The sequence below is a fragment of the Chryseobacterium sp. 2987 genome, from assembly GCF_031456375.1.
GTDB classification, from domain to species: domain Bacteria; phylum Bacteroidota; class Bacteroidia; order Flavobacteriales; family Weeksellaceae; genus Chryseobacterium; species Chryseobacterium vaccae.
This window is the reverse complement of record NZ_JAVDUN010000004.1, coordinates 448835-471220: the sequence shown is the minus strand read 5'-3', so window position 1 is coordinate 471220 and position 22386 is coordinate 448835. Positions and strand designations below refer to the sequence as shown.

The 22386-nt window shown below is 37.5% G+C and carries 17 protein-coding genes and 1 tRNA gene; 15 read left to right on the top strand and 3 right to left on the bottom strand.

All coding sequences use genetic code 11. The annotated features are described in order from the left end of the window. The first annotated feature begins 51 nt into the window (after positions 1–51). From leuS to J2Y40_RS14835, 10 genes are all read left to right on the top strand, one after another. The gene (leuS, locus tag J2Y40_RS14880; RefSeq protein WP_309999769.1) at positions 52–2865 is read left to right on the top strand and encodes a leucine--tRNA ligase; all 2814 of its coding nucleotides are present in this window, start codon (positions 52–54) and stop codon (positions 2863–2865) included. Between the two features lie 240 nt (positions 2866–3105). Continuing rightward, positions 3106–3969 carry a MotA/TolQ/ExbB proton channel family protein gene (locus tag J2Y40_RS14875; protein ID WP_153395982.1) on the top strand — a complete coding sequence of 288 codons (864 nt, stop codon included), beginning with the start codon at positions 3106–3108 and terminating at the stop codon, positions 3967–3969. A gap of 59 nt (positions 3970–4028) precedes the next feature. Continuing rightward, positions 4029–4631, top strand: coding sequence for a biopolymer transporter ExbD (locus J2Y40_RS14870; protein ID WP_153395980.1), 603 nt, complete (start codon positions 4029–4031; stop codon positions 4629–4631). A gap of 10 nt (positions 4632–4641) precedes the next feature. Further along, on the top strand, positions 4642–5208 hold the full coding sequence (locus tag J2Y40_RS14865) for a biopolymer transporter ExbD (protein WP_153395978.1): 567 nt from the start codon (positions 4642–4644) through the stop codon (positions 5206–5208). 23 nt (positions 5209–5231) lie between these two features. Beyond that, positions 5232–6074 carry an energy transducer TonB gene (locus J2Y40_RS14860; protein WP_153395976.1) on the top strand — a complete coding sequence of 281 codons (843 nt, stop codon included), beginning with the start codon at positions 5232–5234 and terminating at the stop codon, positions 6072–6074. A 75-nt stretch (positions 6075–6149) separates the two neighbouring features. After that, complete coding sequence (locus J2Y40_RS14855) at positions 6150–6347, top strand: C4-dicarboxylate ABC transporter (protein WP_185151975.1); 198 nt, start codon at positions 6150–6152, stop codon at positions 6345–6347. Further along, the gene (locus tag J2Y40_RS14850) at positions 6337–7209 is read left to right on the top strand and encodes a PstS family phosphate ABC transporter substrate-binding protein (protein ID WP_153395974.1); all 873 of its coding nucleotides are present in this window, start codon (positions 6337–6339) and stop codon (positions 7207–7209) included. Before J2Y40_RS14855 ends, J2Y40_RS14850 begins: the two co-directional genes overlap by 11 nt. 91 nt (positions 7210–7300) lie before the next feature. Continuing rightward, positions 7301–8950 (top strand): tetratricopeptide repeat protein, encoded by a 1650-nt coding sequence (locus tag J2Y40_RS14845; protein WP_153395972.1) that lies wholly within the window; start codon positions 7301–7303, stop codon positions 8948–8950. Positions 8951–9024: 74 nt separating this feature from the next. Beyond that, complete coding sequence (gene bshB1, locus J2Y40_RS14840; RefSeq protein ID WP_153395970.1) at positions 9025–9744, top strand: bacillithiol biosynthesis deacetylase BshB1; 720 nt, start codon at positions 9025–9027, stop codon at positions 9742–9744. Between the two features lie 35 nt (positions 9745–9779). Beyond that, a tRNA-His gene (locus J2Y40_RS14835) sits at positions 9780–9855 on the top strand. Positions 9856–10303: 448 nt separating this feature from the next. Here J2Y40_RS14835 and J2Y40_RS14830 read toward each other — a convergent pair. Beyond that, positions 10304–12106, bottom strand: a complete 1803-nt coding sequence (locus J2Y40_RS14830) for a lytic polysaccharide monooxygenase (protein ID WP_153395968.1) — start codon at positions 12104–12106, stop codon at positions 10304–10306. Between the two features lie 557 nt (positions 12107–12663). Here J2Y40_RS14830 and J2Y40_RS14825 point away from each other — a divergent pair. Both J2Y40_RS14825 and J2Y40_RS14820 read left to right on the top strand, forming a co-directional pair. Beyond that, positions 12664–13098, top strand: coding sequence for a hypothetical protein (locus J2Y40_RS14825; RefSeq protein WP_153395966.1), 435 nt, complete (start codon positions 12664–12666; stop codon positions 13096–13098). Between the two features lie 26 nt (positions 13099–13124). Further along, a complete protein-coding gene (locus J2Y40_RS14820) occupies positions 13125–18167 on the top strand; it encodes a DUF4132 domain-containing protein (protein ID WP_309999762.1) in 5043 nt (1680 codons plus the stop codon). Positions 18168–18367: 200 nt separating this feature from the next. On the opposite strand, the gene J2Y40_RS14815 is transcribed toward J2Y40_RS14820, so the two are convergent. Both J2Y40_RS14815 and J2Y40_RS14810 read right to left on the bottom strand, forming a co-directional pair. Further along, complete coding sequence (locus J2Y40_RS14815; protein ID WP_029295477.1) at positions 18368–18703, bottom strand: DUF3276 family protein; 336 nt, start codon at positions 18701–18703, stop codon at positions 18368–18370. Positions 18704–18802: 99 nt separating this feature from the next. Continuing rightward, positions 18803–20470 (bottom strand): ABC transporter ATP-binding protein, encoded by a 1668-nt coding sequence (locus tag J2Y40_RS14810; protein WP_153395962.1) that lies wholly within the window; start codon positions 20468–20470, stop codon positions 18803–18805. Positions 20471–20561: 91 nt separating this feature from the next. On the opposite strand from J2Y40_RS14810, the gene J2Y40_RS14805 reads away from it, so the two are divergent. Genes J2Y40_RS14805 through yajC form a run of 3 tightly spaced genes read left to right on the top strand, consistent with a single transcriptional unit; the run spans position 20562 to position 22351 of the window. Further along, entirely contained in the window at positions 20562–21467 is a 906-nt protein-coding gene (locus J2Y40_RS14805; protein ID WP_153395960.1) for a transcription antitermination protein NusB, read from the top strand. A gap of 1 nt (position 21468) precedes the next feature. After that, positions 21469–21978 carry a DUF1573 domain-containing protein gene (locus J2Y40_RS14800; protein WP_153395958.1) on the top strand — a complete coding sequence of 170 codons (510 nt, stop codon included), beginning with the start codon at positions 21469–21471 and terminating at the stop codon, positions 21976–21978. Between the two features lie 10 nt (positions 21979–21988). After that, positions 21989–22351, top strand: coding sequence for a preprotein translocase subunit YajC (yajC, locus tag J2Y40_RS14795; RefSeq protein WP_309999759.1), 363 nt, complete (start codon positions 21989–21991; stop codon positions 22349–22351). Positions 22352–22386: the final 35 nt, after the last annotated feature.

The window sequence follows — 22386 nt, the reverse complement described above, 5'->3', positions numbered from 1 at the left end:
AACTAAACAACATCTGAAATCCGGAGTTTAACATCTAATATCTATAATAAAGTGTTTTACGATCATCAGCAGATAGAAAAAAAGTGGCAGAAATACTGGGAGGAAAATCAAACGTACAAGACTTCCAATAACACAGACAAACCTAAATTTTATGTTCTAGATATGTTTCCGTATCCATCCGGGGCAGGGCTTCACGTGGGGCACCCGCTGGGGTATATTGCATCAGATATTTATGCGAGATATAAAAGACATCAGGGATTTAATGTGCTCCACCCGGTAGGTTATGACAGTTTTGGTCTTCCTGCTGAACAGTATGCTATCCAGACAGGGCAGCATCCCGCTGTAACTACTGAGCAGAATATCAACCGATATGAAGAACAGCTGAAAAAAATCGGTTTTTCATTCGACTGGAGCAGAGAAGTGAGAACTTCCGATTCTTCTTATTATAAATGGACCCAGTGGATTTTTATCGAGCTGTACCATTCATGGTATAATAAAGATACAGACAAAGCCGAATCTATTGATACCCTGATTCGTCATTTTGAGGAAAAAGGAACAGAAGGGTTAAATGCCAATCAGAACGATGAATTAAATTTCACCGCAGAAGAATGGGAAAAGGCTTCAGAACTGGATAAAGAAGATATCTTATTAAATTACCGTTTGGCTTACAGAGCTGAAACAACGGTAAACTGGTGTCCGGCTTTGGGTACAGTACTGGCTAATGATGAGGTAAAAGACGGGAAATCCGAAAGAGGAGGATTCCCTGTATTCCAGAAAAAAATGATGCAGTGGAGCATGAGAATCTCAGCTTATTCTGAAAGACTATTACAAGGACTTGCTACTTTGGACTGGCCGCAGCCTTTGAAAGATTCCCAGGAATACTGGATCGGGAAATCTCAGGGAGCTCAGGTGAAGTTTCAGGTAGAAGGACACGATGAGGTTGTTGAAGTGTTCACTACAAGGCCTGATACCATTTTCGGAGCAACATTTATGGTGTTGGCTCCTGAAAATCCTTTAGTGGAAACCATTACTACAGACGCACAAAAAGCAGAAGTAGATACTTATATAGAAGAAACTTCCAAAAAAACAGAAAGAGACAGAATGGCTGACGTGAAAAACGTGAGCGGTGCTTTCACCGGAAGTTATGCAGTCAATCCGTTCAGCGGAGAAAAAATGCCAATTTATATTTCAGATTATGTATTGATGGGCTACGGAACAGGAGCGGTAATGGCTGTTCCTGCACATGATGAACGTGATCACAGATTTGCAAAGAAATTTAATCTGGAAATTAAAAAAGTTGTAGAAACTGAAGAAGATGTTCAGGAGAAATCTTTTGATTCTAAAGATTCGGTTTGTGTGAACTCTGATTTCTTAAACGGAATGAGTTATAACGATGCCAAATCAAAAATAATTTCAGAAATTGAAAACAAAGGAATTGGCCACGGAACGACCAATTACAGACAGCGTGATGCTATTTTCTCAAGACAGCGTTATTGGGGAGAACCGGTTCCTATATATTATAAGGATGGAATGCCTTACACGTTACCAACTTCTGCATTGCCTTTGGAACTTCCGGAAGTTGAAAAATATTTACCAACTGAAGACGGAGATCCGCCATTAGGAAATGCAAAAACTTTTGCATGGGATGAGATAAACCAGAAGGTGGTTGCTACAGATTTAATTGATGACAAAACGGTTTTCCCTTTAGAATTATCCACAATGCCTGGATGGGCAGGAAGTTCATGGTACTTCCTTAGATATATGGATCCGAAAAATGAAGAGGTTTTCACCAATAAAGAACTTTCAGATTACTGGGGACAGGTAGACTTATATATAGGAGGAAGCGAACATGCTACCGGACACTTACTGTATTCCCGTTTCTGGAATATGTTCTTAAAAGACAGAGGATATATCAATCATGATGAGCCTTTCCAGAAACTGATCAACCAAGGGATGATTCTTGGGATGAGTGCTTTTGTCTACAGAATTGACGGAACCAACCAATATGTTTCTAAAAATTTAGCAGGAAATTATTCAACACAACAAATTCACGTTGATGTATCCTTATTAAAAGGAACTTCAGATGAGTTAGATACAGAAGCTTTCAAAACATGGAGACCGGATTATGCCGATGCTGAATTTATTTTAGAGGATGGAAAATACATCACAGACCGTGAAGTAGAAAAAATGTCCAAGTCAAAATATAATGTAGTGAATCCTGATGATATCTGTAATGAATACGGAGCAGACGGGCTAAGACTATATGAAATGTTCTTAGGGCCATTAGAGCAGTCTAAGCCTTGGAACACCCAAGGACTAAGCGGAGTTTACGGTTTCCTTAAAAAATTCTGGAACCTGTATTTCAACGGAGATGTTTTTGAAGTTTCTGATGAAGAGCCTACAAAGGCAGAATACAAAGTTTTACATACCTTAATAAAGAAGGTGGTTTACGATATTGAAAACTTCTCTTTCAATACATCAGTATCATCATTTATGATTGCTGTGAACGAGCTGCAAAAAATAAAATGCAACAAGCGCAATATTTTGGAACCATTAGCCGTTATCATCTCTCCGTATGCTCCGCACATCTGTGAAGAGCTTTGGAGTTTACTGGGACATGACACTTCTATTGAATTTGAAAAGTTCCCGGTATTGAATGAAGAATATCTGATTGAAGATGAAATTGAATATCCGGTAAGTGTAAATGGTAAAATGAAGTTCAAAATTTCGCTTTCAGCTCAATTATCTGCCAAGGAGGTAGAAGATTTGGTGATTGCAGATGAAAAAATGCAACAGATTTTGGAAGGCAAAACCCCTAAAAAAATCATTGTTGTGCCTCACCGTATTGTGAATATCGTAATTTAAAAAAAAATTAACATTGGCAAATTAAAAAAAATGAAGGGCTTATTTTTTTAAATTTTTAACCCAAATGTTAAAATTGGGGAAAATAAATAAAATTTTTAAAAATAATTATTATATCGAAATCGTATTAAATTTTCTTTATCAAAAAAATGCAAAATGTTTATTTAAGACTCTTGCATTTTAATTAATTTTGCCTTTAATTTACACCCTGTAAAAATTTAAAACAATATAATTTAGTTAAATATGGAAATGAATGTTTCAAAAAATGATGAGCAAGTAGTTGCTAGAAAAGCAGGAGGTTTAAATCCAGCTGTTATTATTCCTATTCTATTTGCTATAGGAGTATGTATTTATTTATTCGTTCTTGGAAGCCCAGGAAACTTTAAAGATGCAGACAAACTAGGAAGTGGATCTGTAGCCTTTTCAAGTGTTGAAGGAAAAGACATTCACCCAGAGTCGTTTTTAGGTATTATCTACAAAGGAGGGGTTATCGTACCAATCTTGATTACTTTCATGATTACTGTAATTGTTTTCTCTTTTGAAAGATATTTCGTACTAAGCAAAGCTGCTGGTAAAGGAAACTTAGACAACTTCGTAGTTCAGGTAAGAAGCTTATTGAACAAAAACAAAATTGATGAAGCTTTAGAAGAGTGTGACAGACAACAAGGTTCTGTTGGTAACGTAGTGAAGGAAGGTCTTACTACTTACAAAGCGCTTTCTCATGATACTACTTTAAATAAAGAGCAAAAAATGGTAGCTCTTAACAAAGCTATCGAAGAAGCTACTACTCTTGAGATGCCAATGCTTGAGAAAAACATGATGATCCTTTCTACTTTAGGAACTGTTGCAACGCTAGTAGCACTTCTTGGAACGGTAATCGGGATGATCAAGGCATTCTTCGCGTTAGGTTCAGGTGGTGGTACTCCAGATGCTGCTGCACTTTCTACAGGTATCTCTGAAGCATTGATCAACACGGCTTTAGGTATTGGTACTTCAGCAATCGCTATTATCCTTTACAACTTCTTTACTTCTAAAATTGACGGATTAACTTATAAGATCGACGAGATCGCTATGAGCATCCAGCAGTCTTTCGCTGAATTCAACTAAGAATTAGCAAGGAATTTGCAGTAAGTAAAAAGAAGTTTAATTAAAAATCATTAATAATAATGGCGAGAGTCAAACCAAAAAGACACGGAGTAATTACGGACATGACGGCAATGTGTGACGTTGCGTTCCTACTACTTACGTTCTTTATATTGACCACTCAGTTTAAAAAACCTGACGTGGAGCAGATTAAACCGCCATCTTCAATATCTGAAAAACTTCTTCCTGATGCCAGTCTTATGACTATTAATGCTACACCGGACGGAAAATTCTATTTCCAACCAGTAGAAAACGCATCAGAAAGATTAGCGCTTTTGGAAAAAATGGGTGAAAAGTATAAAATGACTTTTGACAACAAACAAAAAGCTGCTTTCCAGAAAGTACAGGCAATCGGGGTTCCTATGAACCAGCTGAAAGGCTATCTCGATCTGTCTGAAGATGAGCAGAAAAATTATAAGAGTCCTACAGGGATTCCGATGGATAGTACAAATAAGCAGTTAATCGACTGGGTACAACAGAGTTTAAGCGTTAATCCTGATTACAAATTAGCAATCAAAGGTGACGTTACTACCGAATACCCTAAAGTTAAAAGCCTGTTTGAGGGTTTGAGAGATATTGATTTTCTTAAATTTTGGTTGATTACATCACAAGAAGGTAAACCGTAAATCATTAGAAATGGCAGAAGTACAAGTACAGGATAAGGGCGCCAAAGGCGGCAAGGTACGTTCCAAGAAGCAGAGTACCAGAGTTGATATGACTCCGATGGTGGACTTGGGTTTTCTATTGATTACCTTCTTTATGTTCACAACTACATTTAGCAAACCGAATGTTATGGATTTGGGTCTTCCGGCAAAACCGAAAGATGAAACTAAAAAACCACCTCCAACAGAAATTAAACTTTCGAACTCTATCTCAATATTATTAGGTAAAGACAACAAAGTGTTCTGGCATCAGCAGGATAATACATCCCTGAACGATCAGAATCTTAATGAAACTACCTTAGACAGAGCTGGAATCAGAAAAGTTATTGAGCAGGCAAAAGCAAGAGCTGCAGATCAAACCAAATTTACGGTGATCATTAAGCCGACTGACGATGCTGTATATAAAAACTTCGTGGATATTCTTGATGAAATGGCCATTACCAAAAGCGAACAGTACGGGGTAACCGACTTGAAGCCTTGGGAAAAAGCAATTTACGAGAAAAAAATAGGTGGTGCTTCTGCACCGGCTGCCACAAAGTAATTTAACCATAAAATTGTATATCTATGGCAGATGAAAATGTATACGGTCAGAATCTTACTTTAGACGAAATCGTATTTGAAAATAGAAACAAGGAATATGGTGCCTATGACCTTAGACATCAGTATCCTAGACTTTTGACAAAATCTTTTATTGTCGGAACGTCTTTATTCCTACTTATGGCTTTGTCTCCGTTCATCTATCTTACGATCAAGAATCTTACAGCTCCGCCTAAACAGGAAGTAAAGGCAGATCTATTAAATATTATTGAAGAAGATCCGATTATCGAGCAGCCTAAAGAAGAAGAACCACCTCCACCACCTCCACCTCCAAAAGAGGAAGAGAAAATTGAGGTGATCCAGAACGTGGTTCCTGAGCCTGTAAAAGCTCCGAAAATTGAAACTCCTCCACCGCCGATTTCTAAGCAGTTAGAAACGACTACTGGTTTACAAAATCAGGAAGGAGTAAAGGCTCCGGCCTATACACCACCGCCACCACCGCCATCTACAGGTACTAAAGCAAGTACTGCAGAGGTGAAGACGAATAACCCTAACGAGATCTACAAAGATGTAGACCAGTCTGCAGAATATCCTGGAGGTATGGGAGCATTGAGAAAGTTCCTTGGGGAAAACTTTGATACTTCATTAATGGAAGGAGGTGAAGGTACGCTTAAAGCTAAGCTTAAATTCGTTGTAGAAAGAGACGGTACCGTTTCCGGAGTTGTAATTGAAGAGAAATCTCCAAATGGCGACTTCAACAATGAAGCAGTGCGTGTAGTTAAGAAACTGAAAAAATGGACTCCTGCGAAAAGAAACGGGGAGAGCGTTAGATCTTACTATAGCGTTCCGTTCACAATGAACTTTGAATAATAATTCTTATTCAACTTATAAAGAAAAAGAGAAGCATATGCTTCTCTTTTTTATTTTTTTTGGTATTTTTGTTACATGATGTTCAATTGGTTATCCTTAATTACAGGATTGTTTTATATCGTATTGGGAGGTGTAGTTATTGTCTACAAGTTTTTCTTTACGATTCTGGAGCCTGCCGTTGCTTATGCACTGGGAGCAGTGCTTATTCTTTATGGGATTTTTAGAATCTATAGAGCGGTTGCAAAAATTAAAAATTCAGGAAATGAAGAATAGTTGTAAAGCATTGATGCTTTGTGTTTTAAGTGTCATCGCTGTAGGCTGCAAAAAAGAAGAAAAATCTCCGTCTTATCATAAAGGGGATCTTACCATTCTTGCGGATGAATCCTTCAAAAGCGTTACAGAAGCTTTGGCAGAAGGATATATGATTAATTATCCGGATACACACATCAAAGTGGTTACCAAGAAAGAAGACCTGGGTTTTATTGATCTTCTTAATGACAAAGCGAGAATTGCAGTAATGTCCAGAGATCTCACTCCCGAAGAAAAGAAAACTTATGAAGAACAGGTAGATCTGAAGTTTCTTCCCGCTAAATTTGCAGCAGATGCTGTCATTTTTGTTGTCCCTAAAGATTCTCCTAAAGAAAGTATTTCTATGGATGAAATTAAAAATGGGATGGAATCTGATGATAAGAATTTCATTTTTGACGGAACCAATTCCAGTAACCTGAACTTCGTCGCTCAGAAATTAAAAAAACAACCTAAAGATCTTAAATTCTCTATCATTCCGGGAAACCAGAATATTATTGAAGAACTGGGGAAATATCCGGGAAAGATTGGTGTTATTGGGCTTAACACATTCAGTAGACCTTATGATAAAACCTCTCAAAAACTGAGGGAAATGGTAAAAGTCCTTCCGATACAGGATCAAGGAAAGCTATATACCGCTGATTCTGAAGGAATGCGTGAAATGAAGTATCCATTCACCCGTGTCCTGTATTTTTTAACCAATGAAGGCAATTTTAACATAGCCAATGGCTTTATCAGATACTCATGTACCCAGCTGGGGCAGATGATCGTAGAAAAAGAAGGATTACAGCCTTACAACCTCTATAAGAGAGAGGTACAAATGCGTTAATAAATATTAAAATCGTATTTTACCCTTCAGATAAATAACATTTTGGTCTGAAAATTGCGTAGAATATAACTCGAATATAGAAAAATATAAAATGAAAGATATAATGATTATGAATGTAAAGAAGATTGCTTTTGGAGCAGCCGTAGTATTTTTTGCTGGTTTCGCTTCTGCACAGACGCTGCAGGACGGTATTAACAGCATAGACAGTGATAAATTTGCACAGGCAAAAACTAATTTCACGAATATGATTGCGAAAGAGCCTAGTGCTGAGAATTACTTCTACTTAGGAAATACTTATTTAAAGCAAGGAGAGCCTGATTATGCTAAAGCTATCGAAAGTTTCAACAAAGGTCTGGCTGCAGATGGTAAGAGCTTTTTAAACAAAATCGGTCTGGCTACTGTAAAATTAGGTAAAGGTGATAAAAGCGCCATCACTGAAATTCAGAAAATTGTAACTGATTCTAGAGAAAAAGATCCTGAAGTATTGTTCAGAGCTGCTGAAGCATTGACTTTATTTGAAAAAAACAGTGCTCCGGATGCAGCAATCCAATATCTTACAAAAGCAATTGAGAAAGCTGAAAAGAAAGGAGTTCCTGCTCATTTCTACTATACACTGGGGGATGCTTATAGGTTGAAGAGAAACCCGGGAGAAGCAATGTCTGCTTACGACAAAGCACTTCCTTTAGCTAAAAATAAAGCGTCTGTATATACAAGAATGGCGACTTTATGGATGGCTGCACAACAATGGCAGCAGGCTAAACAGAGTATTGATAAAGCTATTGGTGTAGATGCTACTTACGCACCTGCCTACAAAGCTCTGGCATCTTATGACATCAGATACCAGCAGAACGCAAAAGCTACTCAGGACCTTATCAACTATACAAAATATGCTGACGAAGATCCATATACACAATTAGAAATTTCTAAATTATATTTCACTAACGAAGATTATGCAAACTCTAAAACTGTATTAGATAAAATCTTTGATAAAATTGAAGATCCAATCAAATTTAAGTTGAGAGCATATCAGTCTTATGCTGATGGAAACTACGCAGAAGCAAAACAAAATATGGATACTTTTGTTTCTCAGGCAGAGAAAACAAGAATCCAGCCTGCAGACCAGGGGCTTCAGGGACTTATCGCAGCAGGTTTAGCTAAGACAGAAACGGATGCGGCTAAGAAAACAGCTTTAACGAACGAAGCACAGCAGAAAATTGCTATTGCTAAAGCTGCAAAAGATGAAACAATGAAATGGGATGTAGAATTAGCGAATATTGCAGGGGGTGGAGCTTCTCAGGCAGAAGCTGATAAAGGTCCTACTACTCCAGAAATTGAAGCACTTAAGAAAAAAGTAGCTGAAAATTCACAGGATTCAGATTCATTATTCAAGTTAGCAACTGCTTATCAGGACGCTAAAAACTGGAATGGTGCTGTTCTTACATGGCAGAAAATGATTGCCCTTCTTCCGGACTGGGCTCCGGCTTATTACAGTCAGGGATACTCTTACCAGCAGGCAGGAAATAATGATGCAGCAAAACTTGCTTATGAAAAATTCATCAGTACAGTAAAACCAGCTGATAGAGATGCTAATAAGCAAACTCTTGCTTATGCTTACTTTGCTGTAGCTTATATGGTAAAAGACTCTGATGCTGCAAAAGCTAAAGATTATGTTGCTAAATCCTTACAGCTTGATCCAAGTTATCAGGATGCTGTAAAATTAAACGCAGAGATCAATAAATAATTTAAATTATAGATATTAAAACTTCCCATTCGTAATGTTTGGGAAGTTTTTATTTTAAAGCTTATCTTTATACTATGAAAACAGATATACTTGCTTTTGGAGCACATCCTGACGATGTAGAGCTGGGATGTGGCGGAACGATAGCCAAAATGATTTCGGAAGGGAAGACCTGCGTTATTGTAGATCTTACCAAAGGAGAGCTCGGAACAAGAGGAACCGATGAAACAAGAAAAGAAGAAGCCACAGAGGCTGCAAAAATATTGGGGGTTTCAGCAAGAGAGAATCTTGGAATGAAAGACGGCTTTTTAATGAACTCCGAAGAATATCAGATGAGGATTGTAAAAATGATTCGCAGATATAGGCCGGAAATCGTCTTAGCCAATGCTATTGATGACAGACATCCGGACCATGCAAAAGGAGCGAAATTAGTGTCGGATGCGTGCTTTTTGTCCGGACTGAGAAAAATTGAAACAGTTCTGGATGGAGAAAATCAGGAAGTTTGGAGACCAAAGCATATTTTCCATTATATTCAGTGGAAAGATATCAAACCTGAATTCGTTATTGACATCTCTGAGCATCTGGATAAAAAAATTGAGGCCTGCATGGCTTTCAAAACTCAGTTTTATGACCCGGCTTCTAAAGAACCCGTCACTCCGATTGCCACAAAAGACTTTTTTGAGAGCCTGACCTACCGTGCTCAGGATTTAGGTCGATTATCGGGAGTTGCTTATGCTGAGGGCTTTACAACAGAAAAGTTAATTGCTTTGAAAAATTTTGATGGAATTGTTTTGTAATTAAAAAATCTTTCCTATATTTGCACTCACAAAACGGTGATTGTAGCTCAGTTGGTTAGAGCGTCGGATTGTGGTTCCGAAGGTCGTGGGTTCGAGACCCATCATTCACCCAAGAAAAGTACACTTTTATAGTGTACTTTTTTATTTTTATACAACTTCAATTCATAAAAAGAAGATTATTATTTCGTACAACCTTACAATTTGTAAATTACTTTTAAAAGCTTTCTTACCAATTTTGTTGAATTGAGAATATTTGATGATTCGTCAATATCTCCTTTAAAATTGATTCATGAAATTCAGAAATGATATTTCCTTTCTCCGGGCAATATCTGTAGTTGCGTATTGTTATATCATTTTAAATTTTCTTTTTTTAAAGTAGGCTTTACAGGAGTTGATATTTTCTTTGTCATATCTGGCTATTTAATGCCCCGGATTATTCTGACTGGACTTCCAAATAGTAATTTCTCTCTTTTGGACTAGGAAGGAATAGCGATAAAAAATAAAAGAGGCTGTCTCAAAAGTGAGATAGCCTCCATTTATATTTCTATATTTTTATCTATTATTTTCTGATGGTTTTAGTGATCCTGTTTCCATCTTTATAATGAATTTTCACAAAATAGATTCCGGGTTGAAGATGGCTGATGTTAATGCTGTTTTTTGCAGGGGAAGAAGCAGATATCATCTCAATTCCACCAGAGTTAATTACGCTCACCCGGTTTATTTTCCCGTACTGGCTTTCCGGTACAAAGTTGATCATATTGTCAGATACTATTACCGAAAGAGCACTTTCTCTATTTGTAACTCCTGTTGAGCAGGCCGGGCCTTCATTGCAATCACTTATTACTTTCCATACAGGATTTGCTCCCGGAGCTTCCCCAGGATTCGCATACCATTTGTTTTCCCATATCTTACATGCATAGAACACTCTTGTTCCGGCTGCTGGATAAACCTTTATCGAATTATATTCCTGAGATCCGCAATAGGTAACAGGAGGATTAGACATGCAGTTTGGTCCTTCGCTGCATATGTTCACTTCTTCCCAAACCATATCTGTTCCCGGAAGCTCACCTGGATTCGCATACCATTTGTTTTTCCAGATTCTGCAGGAATAGAAGACTTTTGTCCCGGCTGTAGCATATGCATTGGCAGATTTATACTGCTCTGCCCCACAATATATCTGCCCTCCACCCGGGGATGCTGTCTTGGTTCTGATTTTTAATTCATTACTGAATTCAGATAGCTGTTCATTCATGGAAACAGCTCTCACAGTATAACGATATTCTGTATTTTGGGATAAACCTGAACGTAAAAAATGGGTTTGTACAGTTTCTCCAATTTTAATATTATTCTCAAAGATCTGATAGTTTTTGATTCCTTGGGTGTGGCTTGAAGCGGTCCACATTATTGAAACGGAGTTTTCTGTTACTCCCATTGAATGAAGGTTTGTTGGCGCTACAGGCTTTTCCGGAATTCCTTCACTATTTGTTTTTACAGTAAGCGGAGTACTTTTTCCTGATATCAATCCGTTAGAACCTTTTGCCTGTACTTCATAAGTATAAACCGTATTGGCAGACAATCCCTGGTCTTCGAATTGTGCCACACTCACTTGCTGCAAACTTTGGCCGTTTCGGAAAACAGTATAGGACACAGCATCTGCCTGTTGTGTCCAGCTGATTTTAGCTGAAGAACTTGTTACTCCCACTTGAGCAAGACCCGTTGGTACTGCCGGTGGTATGGAAATTCCTGTTCCAGACGTTACATTTACATCAATTACATTATAAAATGCATTTTCGGTATCTGCAACATCCCATACTGCTAAGATAACATGATACCCTGTACGGTTAGCCGGAACTGTAATATGGTGAGGAATATTGTCTTGTGGTGGTGTACCATTATGTGATACCTCTCCTATAAGTTCAAGATCCTGGCGGGTAAGAGGTTTATTTGGATTCCACCCGGGTTTGGTCATATAATAATGCCATTTCGCTGTTGCGTGATAAGCAAGATATTTCCAGATAAAAGTATTCACACCGGCTGTAATATTTGTTTTCTTCCAACGGTCAGCAGTTTGAATGTCCAGCAGAGTGTTTCCTCCTATACTTCCATTTGCTGAAGCAATTTTCCCATCTGCAGGTCCAAGTGCAGGAAAGCCTTTAAGAGCTTCTAAGGATCCAGGTTCATTAATAACTGTTCCATACAACGCCAATGCTGCACCATAACCTATTGTGGCTTTATCCAGACTTCCCTGGTATCCCCGTGAAGCGGGGCTTACCACATATCCGTGAGCTGATAGATTAGCAAAAGAAGGCACAAGTATGGCCAGAATTAATAATACCGGAAAAAAGAATTTACGGTTAATCATATTTATATATTTTAAGTTGGTTTTTTATCAATCTCTGAATTAAATCATAGCTCTTACAACATCTTAAATATCCAAAAGACAATTTCCAAATTTACAGAAACTCTTTAAATTAAATGATTTTCAATAAAAATTAAATAGAATTAAAAGAAATTATAAAAAATACAATATAAAATGTAAAATATAGTATCATAATGTGTTTTATTAAAACATTTAAGTAGAATTTTTTTTCAGCCAAAATCGATAAAAGATCAGTATATATTCCAATTTATTACGAGGAAGAAGCATAAACGAAGAGTAAGTCTTAAGGGAAATTGTTGATAATTATCTGATTTTCAAATTTATTTATCCATTTTTATATTGTATAGATCATCGGAAATTATTGAAAACAATCAAAAACACTAAATAATATCGCTTTTTCATTTTTATTTCCTTAAAAATAAATGGGATGTATAGATTTTTTTTTAATGTAAAGCTGGAGTTTGATAAGCGGTAAAAAGGTGAATATAACACATGGAGGCTGAAAATTTCCCTATATTTAGTCCACACTAACTTCAAATATGGAAATAAAGGTCACTGTAAAACAATTAGGAAAGAAACATCCCGTTCTTGCAGAACAGAAGCTTGAAATAGGATATTCAGAAAACAGTATTACCCTGGAAGAGCTATTAAAGCGTATTGTTCAACAGCAAGTTGAAGCATTTAATACAAAATCATTTGAATTGGAAGACGAAGATGATGCTAAAATCCCTGTAGACAATTATCTGAATATCCTTACCGATACTGGAAAAGTAGGGTTCGGAAGCATTTACAATCAAAAGAAAGCAGATCTGGCAAAAGCTCAGGAAAACGCCATTCAGGCTTTTGAAGACGGATTGTTTGCTGTATTTTATAATGATGAACAGCTTGAAAACCTAGCCCAGACCATTGATCTGAGTCAGGAATATACCTTCACTTTCATCAGGCTCACCTTTCTGGCAGGAAGCTATTGGTAAAATAATCACACTAAGTAACAATATAAATGGAAATTACAGAAAAACTAAAATCAAAGACCCTCGTCAGCAATTATTATGAAAAAGTAAAAAAAGATCTTAAAGCACTGGCAGAGGGAAATATTTCTTCTCGTGTCTTTCCGGATAAGCCTATTCTTAAAAGACATGTAGCAGAGATGGCGCTATTGCTGAAGGGAAAAACAGATTATTATCAGGAACTTACTGTAGGCTCTAAAGAGACAGAAAAGCTTAAACAGTACATCAAATCTGATATTTGGGAGGATAAAGAGTACTATGAATTACTGGTCTATTATTTTGGAGCTCATGCTGATCTGGTGAAATATGTCTGGAATAAAATGGCTTATAAAATGTACCAGACGGGATATTATCGCCGTTCATTCCGGGCCCCGAATAATGAGAAGTATTTATTGCTTAACCAGGTTAACCTGTTGAGAGAGCTGATAAAGTTTCCGATGATCTATAATTACAGCAGTGGTAATCAGCATTATGATCTTTCACTGGAAGAACAGATCATCTATGATCAGGCGGTAACTCATAATTCATATCAGTTTTATATATGGTCGGCAGCCATCGACACAGGGAATAAAGCTGTTTACCAACTGATTGAGGATATCATTTTCAATAAGCATACAGAAGGAAAAGTATCCAGAAATATCATTAAGGCTTTACTAAACAGTGAGCAGAAGCACTGCTGGGAATTAGTTGAAAAGTTGCTGCTGGCAGCCCAGAGACAGGAAGGTCTTCGCCAAACTATACTCGAAGCTCTGGATGAAACCAGTATCGGAGCCCTTCAGTACATGGTTCATGTAATTCTTGAGCATAAACTTACCCGTTTTTCTTCTGTTGTACGGGCTATTGATACCTGGACCGGTTTGGGATGGGATGCAGAAAAAGAATCAGTAGTAAAAAACATTGTTTCATTAGCAGATACCTATTTCAATAATCCGGAAGAGATTCCTAATGCCATAAAAAGTAAAAACAATAACGAAGTCTATATGGCACTTTGGGTGCAGGCGGTCTGGGATGTGGAAAAAACAGTTCCTTATCTGCACCAGCTCTTTGATAAAGGAAATACGGAAAAAAAATGTCTGGCTGTAAAATTTGCTGTGGAAACCGGAGATCCTTATATTCAGATGCCGTTATTCTATAAAGCAATACAGGAAGACGATCTGCAGGTTCTGGCATTTGTTGGGTATCCCTTATCTTCATTGTTAAGTGTGAATACAGTTTCAAAATTCTATATCAATAATGCAGATTACCCGGATTTCTTTGAGAAGCTTCATGAATTAACCCAAAAGATAGACATAAAAGAAAAGAAATTCGAGGGAAAAATATTCTCGTGGCTTAATGCTGCTTTTAATAAGAGTAATTTCTATTCTTCAATGTTCTACCTGGTGGGAGAAGATAAAGCAAAGCTGGATCTGGTACTTTCTTATTTCGATCAGTTTGAACTTTCATTACGTGAACAGTTAACGAGAGCACTTTTAGGAGACTTTTACTGCTATTCATTCTCTTACGGAATGGGGAAAAAGAAAAATGCTGTTACTCCTTTTCAGAAAGAATTTGCTTTCAGAATTATAAAGGACAGGGGAGAATCTTTGATTGCTTCAGGAATTAATGTGCTCCTTCAGAATCCTCTGAATAAAGAGGAGGTAATGACTTTCTTCGATATGTTCAAAAGAAAAGGCGGAACACTCCGTAAGAAACTGATTGAACTGGTTATCCAGCAGGAAGATGAAGCGGTTGTTCCGTTTGTGGAAGAACTAATGACCAAAGGAGATGTAGAGCAGAGAACAGCTTCCCTCGATCTCATGCTTCAGCTTCAAAAAAACAGAAGAGTGCCGGCCCGAATCACGGAATGGACAAAACAATATTCAGAAAAAACAAAGATCTCTGAGAGGGAACAGAATCTTCTTGACCAGCTTAATCCTTCCGGGGATAAAGAACAGCTTTCTCCTGAAAATGGCTTTGGATTCTATGATCCTAAGGTTATTTCTAAATTTGAGCTACCGGAAGTGAAGACGGATTCAGTATATGCACAGGCTGTTAAAAAAGAAAAATACGGTTTCACACAGCCATTAAGTCAGATAAAGGCAGAACTGAAAAAACTGAATGACCTGTTCCAGAAACATAAAGACCACGAATACGAATTTGAAAACTGGGATGGATCAATGCAAAAGCAGTTGTTGGGAAATAGTTTCACACAAATGAAAAGAAACACCGAAGGCTTTACAGGTGCACAGCTTGCTGAGAATTATCCTTTGCATGAAGTTTGGGAGCAATGGTATAAAGATTCGGGGCTTGAGCCAAGAGATCTTTTCCTGATGACCTTTGCGGAAAGCTGCGACCGTAAAAAGTTCAGAGATTTTCTTGAAAACTATGTGTTCTATTGTAAGGATGTCCTTCCGAATCCTAAAAAAGGAGGCTATTTCTGGGATAATCCTATTAAGTACATTCTGGATTCCCTGCGGTATAAATTTGTATTTGAAGAAAGAACAGATTTCTTACTGGATATCTGCAGTACTTTGTTTGCCAATCTTCCGGAGGAAATTATCAATCATAAAGCAAAAGAAAACGATTATTATTATAGGTATGACGGAAACGGCTGGCAGCAGACGGGATTTTTTAATCTGTTCTTAGATGCAGTTCCGTACCAGAAAATTACAGATGAGCAATTAACCAAGTTATGGAACTTATTCCGTTGGATGCAGTTTAACGGACTGCCGGAAAATGTAAAACATACTGTTCCGGATTTTTATTTATTCTGTAAAGCGTACGAACTGAAGATCATTACCAAAGATGAACTGTACGAAGGAATTTTCACGGGAGATTCCGTCATAAGAAACCTTACGACTGTTAAATTCTATAAGAACAGCGAGAAGCTGCTGGAAATTTTCCCTTTCCTGAAACCGATGATCAAAGAAATACAGAACAAATTCCTGGACGTAGAACTTATCCGTGGTGATGCCAATACCGCTGTTTCCCACTTTGTACAGGAATTCCGGGCAATTTACGGGGCAGACAGATTTGTGCAGATCCTGAAAGGCTTGGGTAAATCCGGGTTGTATGCCAATTATATATACAGCTATGGCAATGAAAGCATGACCAAGCAGAAGCTCTTTTCTTATCTGTTATCTCAGTGCTATCCTCTGGAGACAGATACCCAGAAATCATTCAACGAAATGGTGAAAAAGGAGAATATTACAGAATTACGCCTGATACAGGCTGCTGTGTATGCTCCGCAATGGCAGAAGTTAATCAGTAGTTATTTAGGCTGGAAAGGTCTGGATTCAGCGATTTGGTGGATGCATGCCCATACTAAAACTGGGGCTTATCAGGAACAGAATTCAGAGCTGGAAAGTGAGGCTGCAAAATATTCATCTGTGGATATTCAGGAATTTAAAGACGGGGCAGTAGATAAAGACTGGTTTACTCAGGCATATAAAGAATTGGGGAAAACCCGCTGGGAAATGCTTTACGAATCCGCCAAATATATTTCTGACGGAAACGGACACCGCCGCGCAAGGCTTTATTCTGACACTCTTACCGGAAGTCTGAAAATAAAAGAAGTAACGGCTAAAGTAAAAGATAAACGGGATCAGGATTTTCTCCGTGTCTATGGACTTGTTCCGTTAAGTAAAACCAACCCGGAGAAAGATGTACTGAACCGGTACGAATATATACAGCAGTTCAAAAAAGAAAGCCGTGAATTTGGCTCTATGAAGCAGGCCAGTGAAGCATTGGCGGTAAGAGTTGCTTTAGAAAACTTAGCCAGAAATGCAGGCTATCCTGATCCAATCCGGCTGACCTGGGCAATGGAAACCAAACAGATCCAAAACCTGCTGTCAAAAGAAACACAAGTAACAATAGATGGTGTAACGGTAGGTTTAATCATAGAAACTGGCGGGAAAGCCGAGCTTGTCGTGTTCCGGGATGATAAACAGCTGAAATCAATTCCGCCGAAAATTAAAAAAGATAAAGCTATTCTGGAGCTGGGTAGTTATAGGAAGATTATGCGTGAGCAGTGGACCCGTTCCCGGAAAGGTTTGGAAGAGGCAATGATCAGGGGGGATGAATTCCTTTTTGCTGAAATTCAAAATTTATTTGAACATCCGGTTATTGTAAAACATCTGGAAAAGCTGGTGTTTATTTCCAATGACGGGAAAATAGGGTTCTTCCATAACGGAAATCTGGTGAATACCCATGGAGAAATTCAAAAATTAAGCGAAGATAATACTCTGCGTATTGCTCATTGTGTGGATCTGCATCATAATTCTGTGTGGAGTGACTATCAGCATTACTGCTTTACAGAAAAGCTGATCCAGCCGTTCAAACAGATTTTCAGGGAATTGTACGTGCCGACTCCTGATGAACTGAAGGAAAAATCTATATCACGCCGTTATGCAGGGCATCAGATCCAGCCGAAACAGACTTTAGCCCTTCTGAAAACAAGAGGATGGAAAGTAGACCACGAAGAAGGATTACAGAAAGTCTACCATAAAGAAGGCTTTCAGGTGAAATTGTATGCGATGGCTGATTGGTTTTCACCTGCCGATATAGAGAGTCCGACCCTGGAAACCATAGAATTCCATTCATTGAAAACGTATAAGAATATTCCTTTTGAAGAGATTAACCCGAGGCTGTTCTCTGAGGTCATGCGTGATGTGGATCTGGTGGTATCGGTTGCCCACGTTGGAAATGTAGATCCGGAGGCGAGCCATTCTTCCATTGAAATGAGGGCGGTATTGATGAAGGAAACAGCAAAACTTTTCAAGCTGGATAATGTAAGAATTGAAGGCTCACACGTATTGGTTAAAGGAAAAATGGCGGAATACAGTGTTCACCTGGGCAGTGCAGTTGTGCATCAGGTTCCGGGCAATTATCTGTCCATACTTTCCGTTCATTCACAGCACAGAGGAAGATTATTCTTGCCTTTTGCCGATGATGATCCAAAATCTGCGGAAGTTCTGTCTAAAGTTTTATTGCTGGCCAAAGACAATGAAATACAGGATCCGACTATACTTTCCCAGATCAAAAGAGAATTTGTATAGAAGATCAATTGTAAAGCTTTTATAAAACTAAAAAGGTACACTTTCAAGGGTGTACCTTTTGTTATAATGTCCATTAGAGGTATTTATCAAGGCAAAGTAAGTTTTTACAACCTGATCTCGTTTTGTACTTTGATCTGCACATTTTCAGATACAAAAAAAAGCACCTTTTTCAGATGCTTGTGTTTTTAGATATTCTTTTTTTAAACTTCGTCGTCAGAATCAATTGTGTAGGTTCTGCTTTTGAAGTCTTTGTCATGTTTTTCTGAAATTACATCCTCACCCTTTTCGTTAATGATGAAATCTGTGGACTCATTAAACATCTCCTGAAAACTTTTAAAATCTTCTTTGTAAAGATAAATTTTGTGCTTCTCGAATGTAGCTTCCCCATTCTCCCCGAAATTCTTTTTGCTTTCGGTAATCGTAAGATAATAATCTCCTGCTTTCGTCTCGCGCACATCAAAGAAATAAGTTCTTCTCCCTGCTTTTAACACCTTAGTGAAAATTTCATTTTCATGGCGTTCCTTGTATTCACTCATTGTTAGATATTTTTTAATCTTGTTAAGAACAAATATAAAAGAATTCTTTTAATCACAAAATTTTTTTTATGATTTATTTAACAATTGGGAATGAAACGGCTATGCGGTTACAGAATTGGCAATTTCGGTAAGGTTGAGGATTTTGTCTGCTTTTTGAGCGCTAGACTCTCTGTGTGTGATAATTATGGAAGTAGCGTTACGAATTTTTTTGTCAATATTTTCAAGAATATTCTGTTCCGTTTTGGTGTCCAAAGCAGATAAAGAGTCGTCAAAAATGATGATATTAGGGTCTTTGATCAGGGCTCTGGCGATGCAGATTCTCTGTTTCTGACCTCCCGAAAGCATCACTCCGCGTTCACCTACAAGTGTTTTATACTGCTCTTTAAATTCAATAATATTTTTATCTACATCAGCAATTTTTGCATATTCCACTACTTTCTCATGAGAAGGGTTATCGATGGCAAAGCCAATATTATTTTCAATAGAATCTGAGAATAAATAGCTTTCCTGAGGAATATAACCAAGGAATTTTCTGTAATTGTCCAGATTGTGCTCTTTAAGATTTTTCCCATCAATAAGAATTTCTCCTTCCGTGGGATCAATCAATCGGCAGAGCAGGAGAGCAATAGTAGACTTTCCGCTTCCGGTTTTACCCATGATGGCCAGTGATTCACCTGCGTTAATCTTAAAATTTAAGTTGTCAAGCGCTGTGATTCCTGTATTGGGATAAACATAAGTCACATTTCTGAATTCAATATCCCCTTTAATTGGATAAGTCTCAAAGTTGGTATTTACAATCTCTGATTTTTTATCCATAAATTCATTGATCCTCTGCATTGAGGCTTCAGCCCTCTGGTTAACTGAAGTTACCCAACCTACCAAAGAGAATGGCCATATCAGGATGTTGATGTACATAAAGAAGTCTGCAATTTTACCCACGCTCAGTTCTCCTGCAATATATTTCTGTCCTCCAATCCAGATCACAGCAACATTCAAAAGCCCGATTACAAATAGAATAATGGTAAAGAAATATGCTTCTGTTTTGGCTAAATCCAAAGCTTTGTCCTGATAATCCGTTACTTTGATGCCATAGTTTTTCTCGATGTATTTTTCTTTAGCAAAAAACTTCACTACGCGGATTCCTGAAAAGCTGTCCTGTACAAATGTAGAAATCGCAGACTGGCTTTTTTGCATGACCTTTGATTTCTTATTAATAATAGAACTTACCTTAAATATAAGATAAGACAGGATCGGAAGCGGGAGAAGAGTCCATAAAGTCATAGACGTATCTGTACTCACCATATAGATGGCCGTGATCACAACCAAAACGATGATGTTCACTACGTACATTACACCGGGGCCAAGATACATTCTTACAGCAACCACATCTTCACTAAGCCTGTTCATCAGATCTCCGATGGTGGTCTGCTTGTAATCTGTTAAAGACAGATCCTGATAATGCCTGTAGATTTTATTTTTCAATTCATATTCAATCCTTCTTGAAGCTACAATGATGGTCTGTCTCATCATGAATGTAAAAAAACCTGTCAGAAGAGAACTGGCCACAATGATTGCCACATAAATAAGTACCTGTTTATTGAAGCCAAGACTTCCGTTTTTCATATCAGCAAGCTGGTCTACAGATTTTCCGATAAACTGAACTTTATATATATTGAAAAAATTACTGGCAATGATAAATAAGAACCCCCAAAACAAAAGTATTTTGTGTTTCCAAAAATAGGGGTTTAAAGTTTTTAGCGCTTTCATAAAGTTTTACAAAATTACGAAAATGTGACCATACTACGAATTTCATCAATTTTAAATTTTGTATCTTTGCAGCCATAAAAAAGCTCTTTGAATGTTAGGAAGACGACAAATCCGTGAAAAAGTAGTACAAACAGTGTATTCTTACTACCAGAATCCTGTAAAGTTTGATGTTTTAGAGAAAAATATGTTCTCAGGAATAGAGAAAATCTATTATCTATACATCTATCAGCTGAATTTTTTAGTAGCCCTCAAAGAACTGGCAGAAAACCAGATCGAGATCGGGAAAAATAAATTCATTAAAACTGATGCTGATATCAATCCTAACCAAAAATTCATCAACAACCAGATCCTGATTAAATTGGAAGAAAACCCTGAAAGGTTATTTTTTACAGGCCAGCACAAACAGCTGAAGTGGGATATGCATGATGATTTATTGGTGAAGACTTTCCAGAGAATCACTGCAGGAAAACGATATCAGGATTTCATGAAAGAAGATGGATATTCTTTTGAAGATGATCAGAAGTTCATTGGAAAACTGTTTTTAAGATATATCGCTGAAAATGATGATTTTCATGATTATTTAGGGGACAAAGAACTTTCATGGTATGATGATATCCATATTGCCAATTCCATGGTGCAGAAAACAATTGGTTTTCTGAAAGAAGATGAAGAAAGCAGAACTCTGATTAAAATGATCAAAGATGAAGAGGATAAAACTTTTGCCAGCAAACTGCTTAGAGATACGCTGAATAACTGGGAAATCAATGAAAAGAAATTGGAAGAAAGACTGGAAAATTGGGATCTGGAAAGAGTTTCTTTAATGGATAAAGTAATTTTGTCAACTTCCATCTCTGAACTGGATAATTTTCCTTTTACGCCTTCAAGAGTTATTATTAATGAATATATTGAAATTGCGAAAGTATTTGCTACAGACCGTTCCAATATTTTCATTAACGGAATTTTGGATAAATATTGTAAAGATCAAAATAGAATTTAACATGAAAAAGACGTTATCAATTATCGCTTTGTCTATTATAGGCTTTGGTTTGGTTTCCTGCAAAAAAGAAAACAAAGAAACTCAGACTACTGAAACTACAACAGATTCTACAGCTTCAGCAGCTGGTACTCCTGCAGATTCTGCAGTAACTCCTGTAACCGCTGAGGCAGGTGTTCCTGCGCAGGTTTCTACCCAGCCATCAACTACAGTGGCTTTAGGTGAAAGCAACTTCGATTTTGGGAAAATCAAAAAAGGAGATAAAGTAGAGCACGTATACGAAATTACCAATACTGGAAACAATCCGTTAGTAATTTCTGAAGTAAAGCCAGGATGCGGATGTACAGCTCCTGATTTTACGAAAGAACCGATTCTTCCGGGTAAAAAAGGAAAAATTACATTGCATTTTGATTCTACTAACTTCGACGGAAACGTTCAGAAGTATGCAGATGTATTCGCCAATGTAGAGAAGTCTCCAATCAGATTAACGTTCACAGCGAACATTCAACCTTAATTTAACTTATATGTTAACAATCTTTTTACAAGCACAGCCACAAGGATCTTCTTCAATGATGCTGATCATGATGGGTGTGATGTTTGTAGGTTTTTATTTCCTGATGATAAGACCGCAAATGAAAAAGCAAAAACAGGAAAAGAACTTCCAGGAAACTTTAAAAGTAGGAACCAGAGTAGTGCTTACTTCAGGTCTTCACGGAAGAATTGCCCAAGTTCAGGAGGATGGTTTCGTTATTGAAACATTATCCGGAAAGCTGAAATTCGAAAAAGCAGCGGTTTCAAGAGAATTTACTGAAGCGCGTTTTGGAGATAAGGCAAAAGCTGCTGAAAAAACAGCAGATAAAAAAGAAAATGAAGCTGAAACAAAATAATTTTTCAGTTTGAAGATATTTTTCCGGCGCGGTGA